Source organism: Pseudomonas sp. GV047, from assembly GCF_003058245.1.
Lineage (GTDB): Bacteria > Pseudomonadota > Gammaproteobacteria > Pseudomonadales > Pseudomonadaceae > Aquipseudomonas > Aquipseudomonas marginalis.
In genome coordinates this window covers 426,117-444,184 of the sequence record NZ_QCWA01000004.1, presented here as the reverse complement: position 1 = coordinate 444,184, position 18,068 = coordinate 426,117, and the positions used below count along the sequence as shown (strand labels likewise).

Genomic DNA, 18,068 nt, shown 5'->3' with positions numbered 1-18,068 from the left:
GTCGAGACAGGTTCGTAGCGGGTCTCGACACCCATACTGCAGCATAGACACAGACTGCAATACCTGCACGGTGGATGGACTAAAGGACGGTCTGGTCCCGAGGAGTTCCCGCAAATCTACGCCAGGGAATGAGCGCACCGGTTCATGCCTGATGCGGTTGCCCTGGAAATGACGTGACCGACCTGTCGTTCGAGCCTGAAGACCGGCCAGATACAGTGCATAGCAGGCCAGCGCGGCTATCGTTTTTTTTGGGCCGCGTCTGTGAAAACGTCTGCTCAGGCCTGGCTGATATCCAGCAATCGAGGCATGGCGATCGCCAGATAGTCCTGCGTATCGAGCACCATCGACGCATCCAGCCGCCCCGCGTTAAAGGCTATTTCGGCGTAGCCTGTGGTCAAGGCTGGATCGACGATCAATTGAATCCGCTCATCGAAAACAAACGGAGGGATGGCGCCGATCCGGCACCCGGTCAGCTCCATGGCGGTTTCGGCCTTCACCAGCTCGGCTTTTTTCCCGCCCAGGGCCGCTCCGACTTTCTTCATGTCCAGCTTCTGGTCGCCCGGCAGTATCACCAGCGCATAGGGGCCGGCCTGGCCCTTGAGGGCGCAAAGCATGGCCTTCGCGCCTTGGCCGGGCTCGGTGCCACGGATTTCGGCGACGCGCGCCGACTGGCCCTCGGCATCGTGCATCAACACCCGGTAAGAGGCTGAGCGGGCATCGAGTAATGCCACGAGGCGATCGAACATGGGATGCATGGAGTTTTCCTCTGGTTTACAGGAACAGGTCGTAGGACAGCTTGCTGATCAGAATCACCAGTAACACCAGGAATAGAGCCCGGACAAAGGGCACGCCTTTATGAACCGCCAGCCAGGTGCCGGTGAGCGCGCCCAGGATGTTGAATGCCGCCATGGGGATTGCGATCAGGTAGAGCACGTTACCCGTCGGAATGAAGAATATCAGTGCCGCTACGTTGGTCGCGATGTTCACTAGCTTGGCCGATGCAGAGGCATGGAGAAAGTCGAAGGCGAAGCAGCGGATAAACAGGAAGATCAGGAAGCTGCCAGTGCCGGGACCGAACAGACCGTCGTAGAAACCGATGGCGCCGCCGATGACGATCGCCAGCAGTTTTTCCTTGGTACCGATGCGCATGGGTTTGTGCAGGGCGCCGAAATCTTTTTTCCAGAAGGTGTAGATCGCCATCAGCACAATCAACACCAGCACCGCCGGCCGGATCATCGACTGGGGTACGAACGACACCGTGGCGGCTCCGAAGAAGGCCATGACAAAGGCCGCGCAGGCGGCGGGGATCACAAGCCCCCAGTCGATCACCACCTTGCGCACGAAGGACCGGGCCGCGAATGCGGTGCCGCAGGCGGCCGCGACCTTATTGGTACCCAGCAGCGCCGCCGGTTGAGCGGTGGGTAGCACGTTGAATAGCGCGGGAATCTGGATCAGTCCGCCGCCGCCCACCGCCGCATCTATCAGGCCGGCGGCGAAGGCGAACACGCAAAGGATGACAATATCGACCATGAAATCAGGCTCTGACTATGTAGGGTTGATGAGGATCCAGCGGTACCACGCGTGCCGGATCATTGACCCCGAAGACACGCAACATCCAGCGATCACGGCCGTCGTAGCGGGGGGTAAAACCATCCCGGGCATGCAGGGTTTGCTGGTTCTTGAAGATCAGCATGTCCCCCGGTTGCAGCATGATGTGGTGCACGACATCGGGATGATTGGCGGCGGCGGCGAACAGCTGGAGAGCAAACTGCGCAGGGGCGCAGGTCGCTTCGACACTCGCTTTGTTGTAGCGGCAATACAGGCCATCGGTTGCGCTTCTGTACAGCAGGGGGACGTTTTCCAGCACATTCCCCTGTTTGCCGAAGGACGCCGGTCGGCGAACGGTGAAGTTCGGTCGTGACAGTTCTTCTTCGACGTAGGCCGGCAGAATGGCCAGCACCTCGTCAATGGCGACGATGCGCGTCGGCACGTCGAGCTCGCAGCGCAGGCCGGTCAGGGACAGGTACTCCGGACAGGCCGACAACTGCGAGATGGGTTCGCAGGTCAAAGGCAGGTGAGGGTTGTCGACATGCATGTCCAGATCCGCCCGCGAGCCATAGGAGCTCTTTTCGGTCTCCCGCTTGCGCTTGGGCGATACGTGACGGAACACGGAGTCGGTGCTTTCACCCTCGTACGCCAGCGGACGGGTTTGCAGAGTGTGCAGCACGGACAAAATAGCCCCGGCCAGAATCGACAGGTTCTCGATACCCGGCTCCAGGTCATAGGGCGTGGCGGGCAGTTGCGGGTCCAGCGGTAGCCCCCTGACGATCATCGCCACGTCACGGGCTTGTGGAAAATTGCGCAGCTGCTGGATTTTCTCGGTGCCCAGGACACTTTCCAGCAGCCGCCCCAGGACCGGCATCTGGCGGATACCCGAGGCGCTATCGGTCACGTCCAGCGATGCCAGCCCGGCCTGAAGTGTGCGTTGTTCTTCCAGCGACAGATGAATTTGCGGTATCTCCCGTCGGGTCAAAGTCACTGATTTTTTTTCCAGCCTTTCATGAATGACTTCATCAATACACGCTGCGGCTTTCCCGATTACTTCATCCAGCTTCGACACGTCCTTGCGCTCCTGTTTGCACCATCCTTGTGGGTTGAACGGGAAGGTTAACGGAAGGGCCTTTTTTGTGTTGCAATGCCGCGTTGTGAAAAATGCAATGAGGTGGAAAGTGGCACTGAATATGTTGGGGGAACTTGAAGCCTTCGCGACCGTGGCTCGCAAGCGCAGCTTCGTCGCCGCGGCACGGACGCTGGGGCGCTCCCCCAGCGCACTGACCCGTGCCGTTCAAGCCCTGGAGGAAAGTGTGGGGCTCAAGTTGTTCAATCGCTCGTCCAATGCCGTGAGCTTGACCGAAGCGGGCGAATGCTTATTGCCCCACGCGTACAAAATGCTCGATCTGCAACGTGAGGTGGATGAAGACCTGGCCGGCCTCAGCGGCCTGGCCTCCGGCTGGATCCGTTTTTCCGCCCCCGAGGTTCTCGGACACGGGGTATTGCCCCGGTTGATCGCGCAATACTGCGAGCGTTATCCAGACGTTAACATCGATGTGATCTTCACCGATGAGATCATCGACCCGGCCAAGAGCAAGCTGGACTTCTCGATTCGCGGCGCGTTTCCACAATCCAGCGACTTGATCGGCTTTGCGCTCTGGAGTTACTCACGTTACCTGTATGCCAGCCCCGGCTACCTGGAGCGCAACGGCATGCCCGACTCCATCGAGGCACTGGAGGCGCATTCGCTGATCCTGCATACGGCGCCGCGGATTCTCAAGGAGTGGAATTTTCGCAGTGAGGAGCAGGCCATCAGCTTTCGGGTTCATCCAAAATTTCGGTTCAGCTCCGGCCTGGCGGTATTCCAGGCAGCCCTGGCGGGCGTCGGGATCGCCCGCCTGGCGGATTGGATGGCGGAACCCGAAGTGGAAACGGGGCGCCTGCTCCGGGTGTGTCCTGAGTACAAGCTCACCTCCAGCAGCGGTGAGAGCCCACAGATGCACGCGGTATACCCGGCCGGAAACTTGCCGCTGCGGGTGAAGGCATTGATGGAGATGATCCGTGGCTTAGGTGAAAGCCTCGAATGTAAACGCGGCTCAGCACCTCTATGAAGACGGCCCTCACGTCGCTGTGAGGGGGATTCATTCAAGCATTCTGAATCGCCCCGGCACCGTAGACATCTCCAGCCTGCCAGGCTACGTTCATTAATGAGGCGTCATGGGAGGAAGGTAAAGGGTGTAGGCGCTGACCTTAGACTCCTTGTTCGAACGCTATATTGGGCTCCACTCTAAGTGCTCCCGCGGGCAAGCAAAGCGTGTGTTACTCGGCGATTCAGCCATCCAATTTGGTCATGCAAAATCACAATGGAAGTCACGGAGCAACTGAGTGACTGGCTCTCCCATCAAGCTCACACCAATGCAGTTGCAATCTTTCTGGAACGCCAGGCAAATCCCAGCACCATCAGCAGCCCTAGCCCCGCCACTGCCGCTCCAGCCAGGGAAATCGCCGGATAACCTAGCCCTGCATTGATCACCGCACCGCCCAGTGCCGCACCAATCGCATTGCCGAAGTTAAACGCACCGATGTTCACCGCCGAGGCCAGATTGGGCGCGTCCTTGGCGGCTTCCATGACGCGCATCTGTAGCGGCGGCACCAAGGCGAAACTGGCGATACCCCATATCAGGATGGCAACGGCCGCCGGCAGCGGCCAACGCATCAGTACCGTAAACGCCAGCAACACGAGAATCAGCACGCTCAGCGAAACGATCAGTGTGCGATCTATCGAGCGGTCGGCGGCCTTGCCGCCCCACATGTTGCCCAGTGTCAGGCCCACACCGAACAGAACCAGCATGGCGGTTATGTAGGCGGTGGACGCGTGAGTCTCGCTGCTAAGGATCGGCGCGATGTAGGTGAAGACGGTAAACATTGCGCCCGAACCGACTACCGTGAGGGCCAACGCGCCCAGCACCGGGCCACGGCCCAGTACCCGAATTTCGGCCATTACACCGACGCCTGGCGGCGCCTTCAGGTTGGGCAGGGCGAACCATAACGCGGCCATGGCGACCACGCCGAGGCCGGTAATGCCCCAGAATGCAGTGCGCCAACCGAACATTTCGCCAAACCAGGCGGCCAGCGGCACACCGCCAATGGTCGCCAGGGTGAGGCCCATAAACATTGCCGCGACCGCTCCGGCACGTTTCTCAGGGGCGACCACGCTGGCAGCAACGATAGAGCCAACGCCAAAGAACGCACCGTGGTTCAGTGAGGTCACCACCCTGGCGATCATGAGGCTGTAGTAATCGGTCGCCAGGGCTGACATCAGATTACCCAGGGTGAAAATCGCCATGAGTCCGATCAGCAGATAGCGCCGGGGAATCCTGCCGGTAGTCAGGGTCATCAGCGGCGCGCCGAGCAGTACACCCAGGGCGTAAGCACTGACCAACAGGCCCGCGGCGGGAATAGAAACGCCGAGATCCGCAGCGATGCCCGGCAACATGCCCATGGGGGCGAACTCGGTAACACCGATGCCAAAGGCACCTATGGCAAGTGCGACAAGTGGTGGATTGATACGCATGGAAGGCTCCTTATCTATGCCGCCAATGCTACGATCCAGCGTTTTAAGGCGGTAGATAGCATTTTTGGCAATCACCTATGCGTAAGGGGCACAAATGGACTTCAACGGCAGATCCGGTGACATGCTCGTGTTCGCCACCGTGGCGCAGGAAGGCAGCCTGTCGGCTGCCGCGCGTGCATTAGGGCTCACACCCTCGGCGGTCAGTCGGATCATCGCGCGTACCGAACAGCGCCTTGGCACCCGGCTGCTGTTGCGCACCACCCGAGCGATCAGCTTCACTGCCGAGGGCGAGGCTTTCCTGCGCGGCGCCCGGCGTATCCTGGCCGACATGGCCGAGGTGGAAGAAGCCATCGCCGACCAGGGCGTACCCAGGGGCCGATTGCGGGTCAGTGCCGCCCTTGGCCACGGGCGGCTGGCCATCGTCCCCCTGGTGGCGGCATTCAGCGCCCGCCATCCGAACATCTTGGTCGACCTCACCCTCGGCGACGAAGTGGTCGATATTCTCGGCGGCCAGGCCGATGTGGCGGTACGTTTTGGCCATCTGCCCGACAGCCCGCTGACCGCGCGCAGAATCGGCGACACCGGCCAGGTAGTGGTGGCATCGCCCGAGTATCTGCAACGCCACGGCATCCCTCGCGAACCGGAAGACCTGCTACGGCATAACTGCCTGCGCTTCAACTTCCGGCGTGCCGAACCCAACTGGCCGTTCATCCGCGACGCAAGAGAGTTCTCCCTGAAGGTCTGCGGCAACATCGAATGCAGCAGTGGTGAAGCGCTGGCACAACTTGCGCGAGTAGGTGCGGGCATTGCGCGTATCGGCGAGTTCAGCGTGAGCGAGGATCTGCAGCGCGGTGACCTGATACCGCTGCTGGAAGCCTGGAACCCCGGCGACCGGGAACCGATTCATGCGGTGTTCGTAGGCGGCTCGGCAATGCCGGCGCGGGTGCGATTGTTCGTAGACTTCTTGCTGGAGCATCACCGGATGTAAGCGGTGGCGTCAGCTGATTGAACGGATCATTGGAATGGATCAATGAGAGATTAGGAATGCAGGTGTGCGAAATGACCTGGTCGGCCCGGGTCTCGTTGTTCGCGATCAGTTGATAGGTTCCACCGGGCGCCTCGTGCGATAGCGCATAGAACGACGACAGCGACGGCTGATTAAAAGTCATTTGCTAGCTGTTAGTCGCAACGGTGCCACGGAAGAGCGTGGTGGAGAGATAGGGTTGCTGCATAGCGTGCGCTGTATGAGCTCAGCACGCCACGAAAGTTAGTCGTGTTGGATTGGGTGGTTGTCAAAGCGTGGTAAAGCAATGACTTGTAGGAAAAGGAGGCGGCAGCAGTCAGCTACCGGGCTATCTTCAATGCGTGTCTGAGCGGTTCGACTTCCAGATGGCGTTACTTCAAAGTTGTGGCAATTCGTAGCTACAGCACTAAAGGACAGACTATATTTAAAATTACTAAACCACCAAAGAATGGAATCGTGAGCTGACCTCGTTTGCTGACGCCCTATCCAGCAGCCTTCCCTACCTACAATGACAGAAGAAAGTCCTTCCAACCGCGTAAAGCCCGTTCGAAGTCATCCAAACTTATAGTTATTGAGAAGTCCTCATCATAAAGTGAATAAATTTTAACTCCACTTTTCGAAATATGGGTTGCCCAGGCATCGCGGGCCCATTCAGTGGTGACCTCGTCCTCTCGCCTCACGGCTATCAATCTATTCAGACCCTCGTCTAGCCAAGGAATAGTTTCGACAAAAGGTCCCCCTCCATCGTCGATCAATAGGCAAGCAAGAATATCTAAATCATCAGGCCCCAACCCATCCGTGCTACACCAAGGTATTGCTACCCCAGTTGACTCTTCCAAAAAAAAACAAATATTCCCCTTACCTCGTACGGGCATACGGTCCACTTCGAGATCCCCCCACCTCATCTTGATTTCACTAAAACCGGCTATAACTCAAAAATCCATGATCATTTCCTTAAACTTTAATCACAGTAGGCCGCGTACCAGCTGCATACTGAAAGTAAATCTGCTTTCCTTAGCAAGTTTTTCAAAGCTCGTACTTACATATCAACTTTTGTAGATCACCAGCTCTTTCAGGGTATTTATTCCCAAGAGCAAGCATAGATTCCTTCATGGCCTCCTTAACAGCCTGAACACTATAAACACGAGAATCAGGAAAAATACCGCTCATGTTCTGATCAGCTGAGAAAACATAGTGCCCAGAACAGGCATCCGGTTCGTATTCAAACTCCCAACCCGGGTCACCAGAAAGCCCTTCGCAACGTATAAACATCCTCTGCAAAAGCCCTTCTAAGTCACCCTCTGAAAACGCACCGATAGCAAACCAAAGAATCCAATATAACAGATTCTCACTATTTCCGGACAACTCACCCCACTTCATTTATCAACTCCAATTGGAAATACAGTTGAAACATATATCCCAACATTTTTTATATTAATCGGGACCTGAAACCTCTACTTACCAACAACAACTTCCTGCAGTCTCTCACCCGTCGCCTGATACTGAATGAGCGCTCTACGCAAGAAAATAGAGGTCAGACCAACATTCTTATTTTTAAAGAGCAATTTTTCTGGCCTTTATAAAAACATGGTCTGACCCCGATTTCTATGGGCTCGCGAGCAGGCAAATCGTTTGGATCCTCTTCAGCAGGAACTGGGCGAGGTCACCGAGCTTGCGGTTGAGCTGGAGAGTTGGTTCAGCGAGTCAAGCTTTGGGCGTAAGGAAAAGGATTGGTGGGGATGAAGCACCATTCGAAGACATCTACCCCCAAGCCCTCCACCGTAGCAAAGCGAAACCAAAAGCCGTCCACACACATACAAGCACTACTTTCAAGCGGTGCTTACCCAACTAGGAGCAGCCGACCTCTCATATAAGAAAACATCGTTCACATCACACTCCGGGTACACCCATTTACTCCAGTTATCAATCAGCCACCTTGTCGAAATCCCGTGACCAGGAGCACGACTTTCGATAGGGAGCTGAATGAGCATCAACCCTGACTTATTTCCAGACGCAACGACCAAAGAGTGCCCAAATTTCTCATCCGGGAGATCAACAACCATGAAATCCACAACACTTTCATATGGCCAACTTGCTGGCAGTCTAAATATATAGCCGCGCGAAATCAGCTCACCTGCATACTCAACCAGCTTAACACATGCCATTACTTAACCCTCAGATCATGACCACCAGAAGAGTCTTTTGAGTTTTCTACAGGACTAAGATCGAAGTTAACCTCTCCCATATGCGCCCCGCCCCTACCATTTAACTGCTCGAATCTACCATGAAGGGTATCAACCGAGTAAATAAAACCATCACCACCGACATAACGTCTCGCGAATTCATACTACTGAGACGGCTATCTTCCTTCCACCCAAGCGAATCAGAAGAAAATAGAGGTCAGACCAACATTCCCATTTTTAAAGAGTAATTCTGCTGGGATTTATAAAAAAGTGGTCTGACCCCGATTTCTTGAGTTCCATCATCAACGGCTGATGATGCCTCATATATTGCTTCGGTCGCTGCCATAAGCGAATCCTCTCCACCAGCTAAGGACAGCGCCGATACAGCGCGAGCTTGGCTAAACAGCTGAAGGTCTTCTACATTTAAGCTTTGCTCTTCGTCCAGGCTGCCTTGCAAGTCAAAATACTTCTCATCTAACTGTGCAGCTGAAGCATCTAGCCCAAATACCTGATCAGTCGTGAGTTTATTACCAGATTGTAGACACCTAAGAGACTCGGCAAAATTAAAAACTTCTACTGGACAGTCCTGAAATCAAGTTCGCAAGCCAATTTTACAGCACCTCTTCGTTATTCCTCACTGACTACCTTAAGTTTTTCTACAAAGCTTTTCTCAACCTTTTCTAAACGCATAATTATTATTTAGTCTCTGGCAGTGGTTTTAATGGCGCGGACACATCCTGTGCGCTCTTTAAACTACGACTGCCAAAATGTCAGACAGACGCCATATTCATCGAGAAGATCGTCAGCAATTTCAAACTGAAATACCTTCTCTGGAAAGGCATCGGATAAAGCGCGCTTCCAATATCTAGTGATCTGTTCAGCAAATAAATGACAAAGACGATAATCTTCTTCCGACAGACCCACTTTAAATACGGGTCTGCCCGGTGCATCCTCCCACTTTGAAAAGAACTGATTTATTGAAAAAATATTTCTGTATCGTTCAACGTCTCTACGCGATGTACTTTGTTCCAACACACTAGATTCGGTTTCAACCAGCCCGTTCAAATGAAATTTTTGTGGATCGTATTGCTGAGCGTTAGGCAGCCAGAAAATGTGACCCTTAGCCTCAATAAATCAGGAGAGAGCAAACCCAGAACAGAAATTGCCTGTTCTAATGAAACCAAGTGCCCTACATATGAAAAAAACTCTCCGGAGCCAATATCTGAAACAAACAGACTCAACGACTCTTTAGAAATATCACCCTGATAAAACTTCATCATTTCAACCCCAAGCTATCAAGAACCGACTGAGGAACATTTCCCTCAAAAAATTTTTGTGTCACTTCCCTTCTTGGGGAAATATGTTCCATTCGGAGCTTGGTTCCATTCGACCACCTTAATCCGAGAGCTAGACACATCATATAGTGCACGCCCCTCAGGACCGTAGACAACAACATGCCCATTTCCAAGATTCGCATAAGAATCGGGAGTTTACCCTTGCAACGGATACTGAACACCACCACGCGTTCCCGTGACCGTCACATTCGTTTGCCTGAGCCCCTTGGTATAATCTAAATCAATAGAGGAAAATAGGGGTCAGACCACTATTCTCATTTTTTAAAGAGCAATTTTTCTGGCCTTTATAAAAACGTGGTCTGCCCCCGATTTCTGCAAATAAACAACGGTGGGTTTCCCACCAGAACTAGCTAATTCTCCTGTCGCTTTTGCACCAACTAATTACGGCGAAATCAAAACCACTGGAAAATTTAAAACTCTTCCTTCAACATAATCCCAAGATAGGGCATGCAACTTCTTTGACACGCGCGAATCTATTGGCATAAGTAACATCAAGAAAGTCTCCAGTTCGTCACTATACTCTATTCCTTTTATACCTAAATTATCGTGCAGCCTTCCAGAATACTCACTTTCAATTCCATCATTCGAAAAGACATAAATTATCTCAGAGGTAATATCTGAGTAAACAATTGACTGAACAAAAACCTTACTGTTTATAGACGGAATGACCATTCCACACATCCTTAAACTCTTCAACGCCCATTTTGTACTGCGTACCATTAAAAGGATCTTTAATCAACACCCTGCCAACGTCATCCACTCCATCAACCACGACCCAGTGCCCCACTTTATTTCCAGAATCCCACATCATTGCACTCCAAGAGCCAGTTTTATTGAGTGCATTGAAGCTAGATACATCGACTGCATTCCCAACCAAACCAGAATCAACTGTATTCAATTTTCTCGCCAAGGAGTTCATGGAAGTAAGCTCGGTTCCAAGGTCAACCTGAGAAGTAAGAACACCTCGATCCTTCAACAGCATCTCACCACAGGCAGCACCGCAAGCTGCAAAACAATGACGTATAGGAAAAGGAGGCAGCGGCAGTCAGCTACCGGTTCATCTCCGATACGTATCGAACGGGGTCCACTTCTAGATGGAGTACTCAAGATTGTGGCAATTCGTAGGGACAGCACTAAGGGACAGACCATATTCAAAATTACTAACTAAACCACCAAAGAATAGAATGGTGGGCTGCCCCTAAGGAATCCCCACAAAACTTCCTTGCAGGTCAGTGAGATAGCTTGAAGTGCCGTGCATGAGTCGGGCAGTTTGGTAGTCGCCAAACAAACCAATATCTGAGACTCATGCAGGCCGTACGATTCTTACACAAGGCATTTTCCCAAGCACTCCCACTCTGTACCGCAAGCGCCTGAGCGCCCTGATGAGTCGCGTCAGCGCCTTGCTGTACGGGCACCGTCTGACGCCGACCGATCTGGGCAAATCTATGCCCAGCAGAGCTTACGCCAAGCATTCGATCAAACGTGTGAATTGCCTGCTCGGTAACGTTCAGCTGCAACCTGAACGTCCGCTGTTTTACTGGAAAATGCTCACGGCACTGATTGGCTCCTTGCGCCATCCCTTGATTTTGGTGCATTGGTCGCCTGATCAATGCCGCTTCTGATCTTTACCTGCTGCGGGCGTCAATTCCGCTGGCTGGCCGAGCGTTCCCTATTTACGAGAGTGTGCATGATCGTGAAGGTTGCCCCAGGCAGCAGCGGCGGTTGCTCGATGCGCTTGAACTTATGCTTCCCGAGCAGTGCGTACCGATCCTGCTGACGGATGCCGGGTTTCGTCGTCTCTGGTTCCAGGCCGTCGAAGCCAAAGGCGGGTATTACGTGGGACGTGTGCGCGATCGTGATCTCTATCGTAACGAGCAAGGTCAATGGCGACCGATAAAGCAGCTCTATCGGCAGACAACATCGACCGCACGTTCGCTTGCACAAATTGAGATGACACGTAGCGCACCGTACCGCGTTGCGCTGTACGGCATTCACCAACCGCCCAAGGGGAGAAAACATCGGCGAGTGACGGGTAACATCGCGCGCAGCAAACTCAGCCGACAGAACGCTCGCCGTGAACAAGAACCCTGGCTGCTCGCCTGCAATTTGCCGCAACCGCAATGGATGGCTCGGAAAATTTTCGGTATCTACCGCAAGCGGATGCAGATTGAGGAAGGTTTTCGGGACATGAAGAGTCTGCGTTTCGGCTTTACCTTTGACCTGCATCGAACGCGCAGCCCACGGCGTATCGAGATCCTGCTGCTGATCGCCGCGTTGGCCTGTTATGCACTGCATCTGGCCGGTCTTCAGGCTCGAACGACAGGTCGGTCACGTCACTTCCAGAGCAACAGCATCAGGGATAAATCGGTGCTCTCACTCTGGCGTCTCGGCCTCGAATACTTCGAGATGCTCCACCACCGGTTTGTCCTGCTCGAAATTGGCGGATATGGAACTATTGCTGCGCGATGAAGTGCACCGGCAAGCTCAGAGACTGGAGTAGATTTGTGGGGACTCCTCAGGGTCTGCCCCCGTTTCCCACTCGCCTGAAGAAATCAAACTAGATCCAGCCAGTCTCCGGAGAAACTATTGCCCCCATTAAGAATATAAGCACCATACTTTCGCTTGCAAAGCTCTATATTTTTAGAATCTATATCAATAGAAATAAATCCAGTGGGCTTTTCATACACACACAAAGACTCTATCTCAATGGTAGAATCTTCTACGCTAACAAAACGCCCAATAGCTTCCACTCTATGAAACACAAAGCTCTTCCCCCCACCAAGAGGATAAATACGATCTCTCACAGCATAAACAATATCAGAGTTTAATATCCTGACTTTCTTACTAATCTCATAGGGGTCGGCATAGCTCTCTTCCAAAATAAAAAACTCATTACCAATGATAACTAACCACCCGGAGAGACTATAAACGGCGCCACCCTCAACAAGCTCAGAAAGATGATCGCCTTCGAAAAGCAGCCCTACGTCCATAATCACCTCCCCACAATAATTGTGTTAGCGCCACTCGATATTGCTCTATCTACAAATAATTGCATTACTCCACGAGGCCCCGCAAGTGGATCTCGAGTCATATAATATCCAACCCCATCTACAACTTTAACACTATCCACTATAATAAAACGATATCCATTACCACCAACAGGAACTTGTAGAATCACATTCCTACCGCCTTGCAATACTTGATTAAGTTCGCTCGGCAGCATCGTAGCTTTCACGGTGTTATATACACCTGCATTTGATAAACCTCCGATAACTCCAGTGTATTCACACCTGACGATCTAATGCCGTTCGCAAACCCGCCAATTGCATCAACCAAACTAAGAGAGCGCCCCGTATTACCTGTTATTGTCATTGCCGCACATGCCGAACCGCACACAGGCGCATCTCCTTGCAAGACAACTGAGCCAGGAGGATCATATGAGATGGATGGTTTAAGACTACCACCAGCCCCATCTTTAATAACGTTTTCACCGGCGACACTGCCAACCGCTGCCTTCAGCCCCACTATATTCAGAAGCGCTTGCGCAAACCAACCAATACGCTCGCCAGTGGTCGCCTTCGTCTCTGTAATCGGGTTGGTGGCTCCAAACCCCATCGAAAGCTTGCATACGATACCGATTCCTAGCGACCCACCGCAGCCTTCATTGAATGAATCAGCAGCAATCTGCTTAAGCGACGCTATCGTATCGCTCGTCATCTTCTCCTGATTCGCTCGTCCTTCCAATGCCTGTTCGACAGTCACCGGCTTCAGATACCACTCGTCACCGTCAGCGGTTTTCACAGATTGATCTGTAACGACACAGAACGAGGTATAAGATGTATGGCACATGACGATGTCGCCAGGCTTGTGATCCAACTTGGACGCCTGTGTTGCATAAAATCGGCCAAAAGCGGACCGCCGGCGCAGTTCTGGTTCAGACCGATAGTCGAGGCTCACAGCATGCGACTGCATATCTAAAGTCATTCTGGCTTATTGCTTACACCCATATCCCTATTGGCTCCCTCTCGCCGTCCAGTTTACTGGGGGGATTGAAGACCCTCTAAGCTCAGCGGGAGCATGCTCCCGCCACAGGGGAACATTAAAGTCATAAGACTTGTATTGGCCACTGGGTAATTGGCATAGTGCTGCCACTCCCCAACTGACCCGGCGCCAAGGACTAAATCAGCCAGAAGCTGACGGAAGTTCAGGGCCTTGCCAGGTTGCTTGTTCCAAGGATCTGGACATTTACCCCATGAAAACATACGCAGCGCTGGCCCTTGCGCTCACCACTCTGTGCAGCACCGTCCACGCGGCGAGCTGGCAGATTTGCCGGTTGGACGTACAGATCGTCAACGTATTGAAACAACCGTACCCACAACTGCATGGGCGGATCCTCAAGGCCGCCCCGATCTCCACCACCACGCAATGTCCCCAGCAAGGCTCGATGGTCACCTTCACCCCGGAAACCACCGATTACCAGAACACCCTTCCGCGTCGGCAATGGCCTCGAAAAGGCCAGTCGGTGCAGATTGACTACCGGTATCTGGATGGCATTTGCAAGGGCGACGGCCACCCGCATCCGTGTCGCATCGACCACTATCCACTCATGGGACGCTAGTCGGGCGTCACTCGCTCACGCAACTTTCGCAGCAACCCATCGCATGGATATGCCCAGCACTCCTTCGCGCGAAATGCGTGGCGCTGTAGCATCATGAATTCTGCCAGCAATCCAGCCCTAAGGACGATTGATGGCTATTAACTTTGAACCCAAGATAGGCAGATCTTGGAGCGTAATTATGGCGGCTACCAGTACGATGAGAACGCCATGGCTATCATTAGAGGGACTCAAGCGCGCTAGCTGCCTATCAGCCATTCCAGCTCGGCCTTTCCAATTAGAAAGTCAGTTATCGGCCAAAAGGGGCCTTTGATAGACAGTAGTTGATGACGAAATTATCACTGTGGCTCTAATTCTGACCATAAACCTTTGCAGCCCATGCCGGCCATTAATGTCCCGAAGTCTTCAAAGTTGCAGACATTCACCTCAATCTGGCTCGCCCACGTTGCCTCACACTCGTCGCACACCCACAGTAAAAGTTGTGTAGAGCAGACCCGCATTGCTCGAACGTCACCTTGACCGCATCTTTGGCATTTAATCAGCATGAAAATAATCTCTGACAGGACCCCGGCGTAGTCTAATCAGATCGGTCGACTGTCGTCCGCGGCGACAGGCAGAGGTTGTCCAAAAGCAGAAATCTAAAGTGTCCCCACTAGAGTGGGGACTATTCAGTTGAGTGCCTGATGGTCGGCACGCTCTCAATCACCTTGGCGTCGTTCCGAGCGCGTACGCCGGCACTCTGGTCTCGGTGCTATTGCACACCTCGGCGAAAGCCGTGAATATCTTGAGGGGCGTCGTGACAAGCCTGTGGCTGTTGAGCTGCGCTGCCTTCGACTCATGGTGGAAATAAAAAATAGAGCAATCAGGGAATGGAATATCCTTCATTTGAAAACGAGCCAAAGAAAAAAGCTTTCTGGGCGGCGACGTGCCTGATTTTGGTAGTGGGCTGGATTGTTTATATGCTTTGGGCTAGTCGCATTGGGACTCGAATCGTTTTAATGGCGTCGATTTCTGAGTGGACCACCTATATAGTCGTTGGCTGTTTGGTTGGACTCGTTTTTACCGGACGAGCAATTTACTATCGCCCTGACGGAAGAGACTTGAAGCGAGTTGCCGACTATTTTGTGGGGGCGTTTGTCTGGGTCTTGTATTGTCTTTAAATTATTATAAGGTTTTTACTTATCTATTGCCTGGCGAGATTATTCATTATGAATCAGCTTATGAGCTACATATTCCGGGACCTTCCTTTGCAAGGTCTGGCCGGTGTGAGGCGGGCTTGCGGTTTAAGGATTTGAATACTGAGCGCTGGATTGAGCTGTGCACCACTGAGTTGGAGTTCAACGAGCGAAGGAAAAAAGGCATGGATTTCGTTTTGGTGACTGCACACTCCAATAAGATAGGCTCTTATATTGTTGGTTATCAGTTCATTTATAAATAAATTATAGTGGAGTCGCTTCCATAGACCTCAGCGCTTAATCAGCCTGTAAGAAACTCTGGCAGCACTTTGATGTAGCCTAGTACCGTCGTCCGCATCATCGCCGTTTCCTGTCATAGACGACAGGCAGAATCGACTCAAAAGCGGCTTCCGACACCGACAAAAATCCACAACTACAGATGCCACCAACGGCCGTAGCATCCGGGCGCCGAAAACAGATTTTCTAGAAGGCTAAAGGTCTATTTTCCTTCGGGTTGTGAGTCCAGGCGCCCAAGGCCGTAGTAATTCATGAATTCGCGCATAGTCGGTGAAAGCGTCTCTTGTGAAGCAATCTGCCAGAATTTTCTTTCCCCAAGAACCGGCTGTAACCGCTTGATGAGTTCCTGCGCCGTATTGTGATGGCCAGCACGCAGCCAATGCCTGAACATGTATTCGTTTTCTTGCCTCGGTAGCTGTGCTGCTTGGAGCAGTCTGAGTGAATACCGGAAGTTCAGTGGCCAAAGTTGCTTTAAAAAATCGAGCCTCTCAGCGATTGGAAGGCCCACTAACCATTGCCTCACATCTTTATCCACCTGAGCATTACCAGATCGCGACGCCATCTGCTGCGGGGTGAAACGAGAGTCGTCCATGAAGTGCAAGGCCTAAGAGTAAAAGGGAAGGTCACATTCTGTCGTATGCATAGGAATAACGGGCAGCTTATTTTTTGCCCTTTGCCTGCTATTGGCCGTTTTCTGCCTGTCCCGACCGACAGAAAACGACCCATTGCAGCCCATCGCGATCAGCGGCAGTTGGTCAGAACCAGCTGTTGACTGACTCTGCGACTCGACATCACGAGTCGAACGGTGAAGCTGAATAACGCTATTTTTTTTACAACCGGCCGAGTTGACCGCTTGAAGTAATCAAAGCTCTGGGCCGCTGAATTTTCCTGATGCAATACATTCTAAAAAAATTCTTTGTTCTGGTTTAAGAAGTTTGCGTGGCGTATAGCCGTGCTCATCAGGCTCCCTTAGCCACCTCGCCAAAGCTCGGCTCGCGGATTCCTTGAGAGCTTGACGCTCTGCGTCAGTGAAATTATGTTCCATCTCATGAGACATAGACTCAATTTCTTTTACTACCCAATCTTCGTCAAACCCTAAATCATCGCTTGAAAAATTCAGCGTCCAAAGATAGTTCAAAGCTATGTCCGCGAGATTATTCATAAACGTTCCTAATGGTCTATTCAGGGGACAATTTTGGCCGACCCGGATGAGCTACGCGAACAATTTTAAGCAGCTGTGTAGGTAGCCTCGCTGACTCGACCAAATGCGCAAAAAAATTCGCGTGTACATTACTCGATTCGCACGAAACGTGTCGATGGGAGAGGGTTGAAGGCTCTTCTCCAACACTTTCGTCATACGGTAGACTCTATTTCATTGATGCTGACCAGCATTTACTTTTGGCCGACCTCTGCCGGATGCGAAGGGCTGCAATGGGTCGATTCTGTTGAAAAAGCCGGCTTCGAATTCCGCGCCAGAAAAGTACGCGCCTGAGATTGAAATCTGAATTTTTGGCAGAAGGTTCAGCACTCGGATTTCGCGTAGCCGCGTGCAACTGAGGTGTTTTCATCCCTCAATATTCGAGTGTTTCGGGAAAGCCGACTTTTTCAACACAATCGGTCGATTTCTGCCGGCGGCGACAGGTAGAAAACGAGCCATTGCGGTCAATCGATCTGAGACGATGAGTTGGATGGCGTATACCAGTGAACTCTGGAGGCGACATAAACGTGTTTTTGCGTCTGAGGCGTGAAGGTGGTGTCGAGTGTGCCCAGTGCTATCGAAACCCAATCGGAAAATTCACCTTGAGAACGTGACCAGAACAAAGTCGAACCACACTGAGCACAGAATTCACGTTGCACAGATTCTGAAGAAGAATACTTAGTGATATACCTGGCGCCGTTGAGTATTCGTAACGCGCTTCGGGGCACGCTACCATACGAAGCGAATGCTGCACCGTGACCTTTACGGCATTGACTACAGTGACAATGACTCACTGCTTTTGGCGTAGTCAGTAGCTCATACCTGATTGCTGAGCATAGGCAGCTTCCCTTGTAGATCTCTGTCATGCCTTCGTCCCTGTCGCTGGAAGAGGCGCCAGCTTACTCACTTGAATCTGATCAGTCGAACGTCTGCTTCTGGCCGATTGTGTTGAAAAAGTCGGTTTTCTCAAACGGCCGAAAAATTGATCGGTGAAAGCGCCTTTTAGCACGCTGCTACGTGAAATCTCAGTCCGAATGCCTCTGAGAGAATTCTGGATTTCAATCTCAGGCGCTTACTTTTTGCCAAGGAAACTAAG

Annotated in this window: 17 protein-coding genes and 2 pseudogenes; 4 read left to right on the top strand and 15 right to left on the bottom strand. The window is 52.4% G+C overall.

The features are described 5' to 3' along the window. Positions 1–275 precede the first annotated feature (275 nt). Genes C8K58_RS13150 through C8K58_RS13140 form a run of 3 tightly spaced genes read right to left on the bottom strand, consistent with a single transcriptional unit; the run spans position 276 to position 2,620 of the window. Entirely contained in the window at positions 276–755 is a 480-nt protein-coding gene (locus C8K58_RS13150) for a YbaK/prolyl-tRNA synthetase associated domain-containing protein (RefSeq protein ID WP_027603983.1), read from the bottom strand. Between the two features lie 16 nt (positions 756–771). Continuing rightward, a complete protein-coding gene (locus C8K58_RS13145; RefSeq protein WP_027603982.1) occupies positions 772–1,530 on the bottom strand; it encodes a TSUP family transporter in 759 nt (252 codons plus the stop codon). Between the two features lie 4 nt (positions 1,531–1,534). Next, positions 1,535–2,620 (bottom strand): TauD/TfdA family dioxygenase, encoded by a 1,086-nt coding sequence (locus C8K58_RS13140; protein ID WP_027603981.1) that lies wholly within the window; start codon positions 2,618–2,620, stop codon positions 1,535–1,537. Between the two features lie 109 nt (positions 2,621–2,729). On the opposite strand from C8K58_RS13140, the gene C8K58_RS13135 reads away from it, so the two are divergent. Beyond that, entirely contained in the window at positions 2,730–3,662 is a 933-nt protein-coding gene (locus C8K58_RS13135) for a LysR family transcriptional regulator (protein WP_027603980.1), read from the top strand. 296 nt (positions 3,663–3,958) lie between these two features. On the opposite strand, the gene C8K58_RS13130 is transcribed toward C8K58_RS13135, so the two are convergent. Next, positions 3,959–5,125 (bottom strand): MFS transporter, encoded by a 1,167-nt coding sequence (locus tag C8K58_RS13130; protein ID WP_027603979.1) that lies wholly within the window; start codon positions 5,123–5,125, stop codon positions 3,959–3,961. Between the two features lie 94 nt (positions 5,126–5,219). On the opposite strand from C8K58_RS13130, the gene C8K58_RS13125 reads away from it, so the two are divergent. Beyond that, positions 5,220–6,113, top strand: a complete 894-nt coding sequence (locus C8K58_RS13125; protein WP_027603978.1) for a LysR family transcriptional regulator — start codon at positions 5,220–5,222, stop codon at positions 6,111–6,113. A 10-nt stretch (positions 6,114–6,123) separates the two neighbouring features. Here the strand turns inward: C8K58_RS13125 and C8K58_RS32700 are convergent. The 6 genes and pseudogenes from C8K58_RS32700 to C8K58_RS13090 all read right to left on the bottom strand — a co-directional run. Beyond that, positions 6,124–6,282 (bottom strand): annotated as a pseudogene (locus C8K58_RS32700) (ParA family protein); the annotation flags it as partial. Positions 6,283–7,175: 893 nt separating this feature from the next. Next, positions 7,176–7,529: a hypothetical protein gene (locus tag C8K58_RS13110; RefSeq protein WP_027603976.1), complete on the bottom strand. Its 354-nt coding sequence runs from the start codon at positions 7,527–7,529 to the stop codon at positions 7,176–7,178. Between the two features lie 449 nt (positions 7,530–7,978). Then, a complete protein-coding gene (gene imm45, locus C8K58_RS33075; RefSeq protein WP_081744377.1) occupies positions 7,979–8,314 on the bottom strand; it encodes an Imm45 family immunity protein in 336 nt (111 codons plus the stop codon). A 235-nt stretch (positions 8,315–8,549) separates the two neighbouring features. Next, a complete protein-coding gene (locus tag C8K58_RS32250; RefSeq protein ID WP_133822117.1) occupies positions 8,550–8,789 on the bottom strand; it encodes a hypothetical protein in 240 nt (79 codons plus the stop codon). A 1,279-nt stretch (positions 8,790–10,068) separates the two neighbouring features. Next, a complete protein-coding gene (locus C8K58_RS32505; RefSeq protein ID WP_139202093.1) occupies positions 10,069–10,359 on the bottom strand; it encodes a hypothetical protein in 291 nt (96 codons plus the stop codon). Further along, a complete protein-coding gene (locus C8K58_RS13090) occupies positions 10,334–10,669 on the bottom strand; it encodes a cysteine peptidase family C39 domain-containing protein (protein ID WP_081744376.1) in 336 nt (111 codons plus the stop codon). The genes C8K58_RS32505 and C8K58_RS13090 overlap by 26 nt, the downstream gene beginning before the upstream one ends. 323 nt (positions 10,670–10,992) lie before the next feature. Here C8K58_RS13090 and C8K58_RS13085 point away from each other — a divergent pair. Next, positions 10,993–12,187 (top strand): annotated as a pseudogene (locus tag C8K58_RS13085) (IS4 family transposase). A gap of 52 nt (positions 12,188–12,239) precedes the next feature. Here the strand turns inward: C8K58_RS13085 and C8K58_RS13080 are convergent. Then, positions 12,240–12,677, bottom strand: coding sequence for a hypothetical protein (locus C8K58_RS13080; protein ID WP_027603974.1), 438 nt, complete (start codon positions 12,675–12,677; stop codon positions 12,240–12,242). A gap of 241 nt (positions 12,678–12,918) precedes the next feature. Continuing rightward, on the bottom strand, positions 12,919–13,671 hold the full coding sequence (locus C8K58_RS13075; protein WP_133822116.1) for a hypothetical protein: 753 nt from the start codon (positions 13,669–13,671) through the stop codon (positions 12,919–12,921). Between the two features lie 268 nt (positions 13,672–13,939). Here C8K58_RS13075 and C8K58_RS13070 point away from each other — a divergent pair, with 268 nt between their 5' ends. Then, positions 13,940–14,305: a hypothetical protein gene (locus C8K58_RS13070; RefSeq protein ID WP_027603972.1), complete on the top strand. Its 366-nt coding sequence runs from the start codon at positions 13,940–13,942 to the stop codon at positions 14,303–14,305. Positions 14,306–15,976: 1,671 nt separating this feature from the next. Here C8K58_RS13070 and C8K58_RS13055 read toward each other — a convergent pair. The 3 genes from C8K58_RS13055 to C8K58_RS13050 form a co-directional block, all read right to left on the bottom strand. After that, positions 15,977–16,366: a hypothetical protein gene (locus tag C8K58_RS13055; protein ID WP_027603970.1), complete on the bottom strand. Its 390-nt coding sequence runs from the start codon at positions 16,364–16,366 to the stop codon at positions 15,977–15,979. A gap of 270 nt (positions 16,367–16,636) precedes the next feature. After that, complete coding sequence (locus C8K58_RS32245; protein WP_094949838.1) at positions 16,637–16,936, bottom strand: hypothetical protein; 300 nt, start codon at positions 16,934–16,936, stop codon at positions 16,637–16,639. A gap of 500 nt (positions 16,937–17,436) precedes the next feature. After that, complete coding sequence (locus C8K58_RS13050; RefSeq protein WP_108573797.1) at positions 17,437–17,838, bottom strand: GFA family protein; 402 nt, start codon at positions 17,836–17,838, stop codon at positions 17,437–17,439. Positions 17,839–18,068: the final 230 nt, after the last annotated feature.